3 protein-coding genes are annotated in these 4,197 nt (G+C 63.7%); all 3 read left to right on the top strand.

All coding sequences use genetic code 11. The annotated features are described in order from the left end of the window. The first annotated feature begins 74 nt into the window (after positions 1 to 74). From AC1RU4_RS26130 to AC1RU4_RS26120, 3 genes are read left to right on the top strand one after another with little or no spacing between them, the layout of a single operon-like run. A complete protein-coding gene (locus AC1RU4_RS26130; protein WP_492894771.1) occupies positions 75 to 1,082 on the top strand; it encodes an ABC transporter permease in 1,008 nt (335 codons plus the stop codon). Further along, positions 1,079 to 1,957, top strand: coding sequence for an ABC transporter permease (locus tag AC1RU4_RS26125; protein WP_492894769.1), 879 nt, complete (start codon positions 1,079 to 1,081; stop codon positions 1,955 to 1,957). The genes AC1RU4_RS26130 and AC1RU4_RS26125 overlap by 4 nt, the downstream gene beginning before the upstream one ends. A gap of 31 nt (positions 1,958 to 1,988) precedes the next feature. Further along, positions 1,989 to 3,323 carry an NAD(P)/FAD-dependent oxidoreductase gene (locus tag AC1RU4_RS26120; RefSeq protein ID WP_492894767.1) on the top strand — a complete coding sequence of 445 codons (1,335 nt, stop codon included), beginning with the start codon at positions 1,989 to 1,991 and terminating at the stop codon, positions 3,321 to 3,323. The last annotated feature ends 874 nt before the right edge of the window (positions 3,324 to 4,197 follow it).

Genomic DNA, 4,197 nt, shown 5'->3' with positions numbered 1-4,197 from the left:
TGCGCATCGGCTTCCAGCCGCAGGACGGGCTGCTGCTCGCCCGGCCGCCAAGCCACTGAGCAGGAGCGCGCGATATGCGAAGCATCTACATCATCCTGCTGCTGCCGCTGCTGGTGTTTGCCGCCTTCTGGCTGATCGCCCGCTTCGATGGTGCCGGCAAGTCGTCCCACCGGCTGGGCTTCTTCCAGCGCAATGGCCTCGGCGTCGGGCTCTATCTGGTGCTGGCGGTCGGCTTCTGGGCGATCTTCATCATCGTGCTGCCGATGATCTACATGGTGGATCTTTCCTTCCGGCCGAAATTGCCGATCGCGCAGATGGGTGGACCGAAGGACGTCTACACGCTGGAGAACTATCGCTACTTCCTGTTCGGCTCGCTTACCTCGACCGCGCAGTGGAACTGGCTGCACATCAAGGCCTTCGGCGTCACCATTCTCGCCAGTATATTGATTACACTAGCGAATTTTGTGATCTGCTACCCGCTGGCCTATCACATGGCGCAATCGGCTCCGCTTAAGCGGCTGCGCGTCATCCTGCTGCTGCTCATCGTGCCCTATTGGGTGAACGATATCCTGCGGGCCTTCGCCTTCCGGGTGCTGCTCTCCTCCGGCGGCATCATCAACCAGGCGCTGCTGGGGCTCGGGCTGGTGAGCGAGCCGGTGGATTTCCTCGCCGCCGATATCGGCCTCTATATGGGCCTGAGCTACGCCTACCTGCTGCTGATGATCTTCCCGCTCTACAATGCCATCGAGAGCCTGGACAAGAACCAGATCGAAGCCGCGCGCGACCTCGGCGCCCCTTGGTGGCACATCCATACCTTCATCGTCATGCCGCATGCCAAGCCCGGCATCGCCTCGGGCTGCACGCTGGTGTTCATGCTGTGCACCGGCGCCATTGCCACGCCCATGGTGCTCGGCGGACCGCGATCGCTGTGGTTCACCCCCATCGTCTATGACCGCTTCTACCAGCTCTTCAATTGGCCGCAGGGCGCGGCCTACGCCTTCCTGCTGCTGGTCGCCTGCATCGTCTTCGTGCTGACGGTGCTGCGCCTCACCGGACTCAAACTCGGGGAGATCGCACGATGACGGCAGGTCCCTTCCAGCGCGTCATGTTCGCGGTCTATGCGGCGATCTTCCTCGTCTACCTGTTCGGTCCGCTGGCGGTGATGGCGATCTCTGCCTTCAACACGCCGGAATATCCGCAGGTCTGGCCCTTCGAAGGGTTCACCACGCAATGGTTCGGCCGCCTCCTGGCCGACCAGGACATGATGCAGGGCTTTCGCACCAGCCTGTGGGTCGGGCTGCTGGTGGTCTGCATCTCGGTGCCGATCGGCCTCGCCGGCGCCATCGTCATGACGCAGATCACGCCCAGCGCGCGCTCCTTCTACTATCTCGTCGTCGTCTCGCCGGTGCTGACGCCGGGCATCATCATCGGCATCTCCACCGTGGTGTTCTGGCGCGAACTGACGACCGTCACCGGCTCGAAGTTCCTGTATGACGGCATCGTCCTCACCGTGCTTGGCCAGTCGAGCTTCATCTCCGCCTATTGCATGCTGATCATCCTCGCGCGGCTGCAGCGCTTCGATCGCGCTCAGGAAGAAGCGGCGCTCGATCTCGGCGCCTCCTATCCGCAGGTGTTCCGCCACATCCTGCTGCCGTTCCTGCGGCCGGCGCTGTTCTCGGCGGGCGTGCTGGCGTTCCTGTCCTCGTTCGAGAACTACAACACCACCACCTTCGCCATCCTCTCCGACAAGACGTTGACCACCGTGCTGGCCGGCCGGGTGCGGCAGGGCTCCACCCCCTCGATCAGCGCGCTGGCGACCATCATCGTCGCCGTGACCCTCGTTGCCGCGCTGGCCTATGAGTTCATCAAGCGCCGCGAGGACGATCGTGCCCGGCTTCGCCGCGCGGAGGCGTTGAAAGCGGAGGAGGCCGAGCTGGTCCTCAGCCCGGCCGAATGAGAATCCGGCAAATCAGGTAAGGAAAGACATCATGTCGCCTCCCGTCGACACAGTCTCCAGCGATGAAAAGCTTCCGCAACGCGCCGATGTGGTGATCGTCGGAGGTGGCATCATCGGTGTCAGTGCCGCTTATTATCTCGCACGCAAGGGGCGCTCGGTCGTCCTCGTCGAGAAGGGGCATATTGCCGGTGAACAATCGAGCCGCAACTGGGGATGGGTCCGGCAGCAGGGACGGGCCATGCCGGAAATGCCTCTTGCCATGGCGAGCATGGACCTGTGGGGCAATCTCGATGCCGAACTCGGCGAGGATACCGGCTTTCGCCGCACCGGCATGACGGTGGTGACCAAGGATCCGGCAGAAGTCGCCTTATGGGAGGAGATGCTTGAAAAGAAGCGCGCCTTCCAGACCCAAGGGCGAATTTTGAGTGCCGCCGAGCTTGGCAGGATGCTGCCCGGCACCACCGATCAATGGATCGCCGGCCTGCATTCGCCGCTCGACGGGCTCGCCGAGCCCTCGAAAGCGACTCCGGCGATCGCCAGGGGAGCGCGCCGACTCGGGGCGGTCATCGTGCAGCATTGCGCGGTGCGCGGATGGGAGACGACAGGCGGCGCGGTCTCCGCCGTCATCACCGAGCGGGGCACCATTCGGACCGACGCCGTGCTGTGCGCCGGCGGCGCCTGGACCTCCATGCTGCTGCGCCATCAGGGCATCAGCCTTCCGCAAGCCGGCGTATTCTCGTCCGTCTGCCGCACCGAGGCGGCGCCCGAGGTGACAATGGGCACCGGCGGTGTCGGTAGCCCGGGCTTCTCCTTCCGTCGACGCTCCGACGGCGGCTATTCGGTAGCGATGCGCGGCACCGGGCGTGTCGATATCACCCCGCAGGGCATCCGTTACGCGGCGGATTTCCTGCCGCTCCTGATCAAGCGCGGCCGTGGCCTGAGCATCCGCGCCGGCCACTCCTTCTTCGAGGGGCCGGAGACGTTGGCGAGTTGGAGTTCTGACGGCATCTCGCCCTTCGAGCGTATGCGCGTGCTCGATCCGAAGCCGGACATGAAGCTCGTCGACCGCACGATGGCGCAGTTCTACACGGCCTATCCGGTCCTGAAAGGCGTGCGTGTCGCGCAGGCCTGGGGTGGTCTCATCGATTCGGTTCCGGATGCCGTGCCGGTGATCTCGGCCATCGACAAGGCGCCGGGCTGCTACGTCGCCACCGGCTTCAGCGGGCATGGTTTCGGCCTCGGTCCCGCTGGCGGACGGCTCGCTGCCGATCTTGTGACGGGGGACGTTCCGCTGGTGGACCCGGCTCCGTTTCGCTATGGACGTCTCTTCGACGGCACCCGGCACGAAGCAACCGTCTGGGTGTGAGCGGTTCTTTCAGAAGCAGAGACGGTTACAAGCCCGTGCGGCTGTCGCTGGCTCGCACGAGGGGATTTTTAGCCGACGGCCAGTCTGGCTGCGCTGTCGATTCGACAGCGCGACCCCCTGGAAATAAACGGCCGGACCAGCCCCGCCTCGTTGGCAATGCCCGGTGGTGTGGGTCGTGCGAGGCCATGGATGATCAGGCTGCCAAGAAGCTTGCGCCTGGCCGGCAACAGCCAGGTCGCGAAGCAACGCCGTCTTTGTGTGATTTCTGTCACAGGGGATGTTGACGATTTCTCTAACTAAACAGATCAAGTTCTTGTCTGCATGAAATTATTTCTACAGACTATAGATTTTTAGGCATGATGTTCTTATGAGTCGCTCCGACGTCGTCAGGCGCATGAGTATGACCTCACTTTACCTTTTCGGTTCCACGCTTCATGGAGATGCTCATTCCTGCGGTGGTCACGGAGATCCGGAGGCGAGAGCCTGGCGATAGCCGACTAACGGCAATAGGTTGGGCGGCGGGCGGGATCGCAATGGCTCGGCCACTGTGCCTCGCTCTATCCCGACGGCTCAGCCATCTGATCTATTACAACGACGCTATGGTGGTCCCGCAGGTGGATGGCACCTACAGACGGGATTTGGCGATCCACAGCGCACGGCCGAACGCGACTATCGGCGCCACGGCGCCTGTCGCCTCGCCACCGCGGAGGATCTAGCCGGCCGCTGGCGCAACGAGGGCATTGATCCGGCGTTTCTTGATCGCTACACCGAGGACAGCCGGTCGAATGACACCACGCCGCCCCGCCGGGGAACACGGTGCGCGGCACCGACTGATAGCCGCCCTCGGTGATCGCCCGCGCCCCATAGGACAGCC

The organism is Ancylobacter sp. GW821-FHT10E12 (assembly GCF_058809335.1).
Note: the sequence above shows the minus strand (reverse complement) of the source record. Positions and strands in the feature narration are given on the sequence as shown.

Excerpts from the sequence above, each read along its gene's own strand:
- AC1RU4_RS26130 (WP_492894771.1), top strand. The coding sequence starts at position 75 with ATGCGAAGCATCTACATCATCCTGCTGCTGCCGCTGCTGGTGTTTGCC.
- AC1RU4_RS26125 (WP_492894769.1), top strand. The coding sequence starts at position 1,079 with ATGACGGCAGGTCCCTTCCAGCGCGTCATGTTCGCGGTCTATGCGGCG.
- AC1RU4_RS26120 (WP_492894767.1), top strand. The coding sequence starts at position 1,989 with ATGTCGCCTCCCGTCGACACAGTCTCCAGCGATGAAAAGCTTCCGCAA.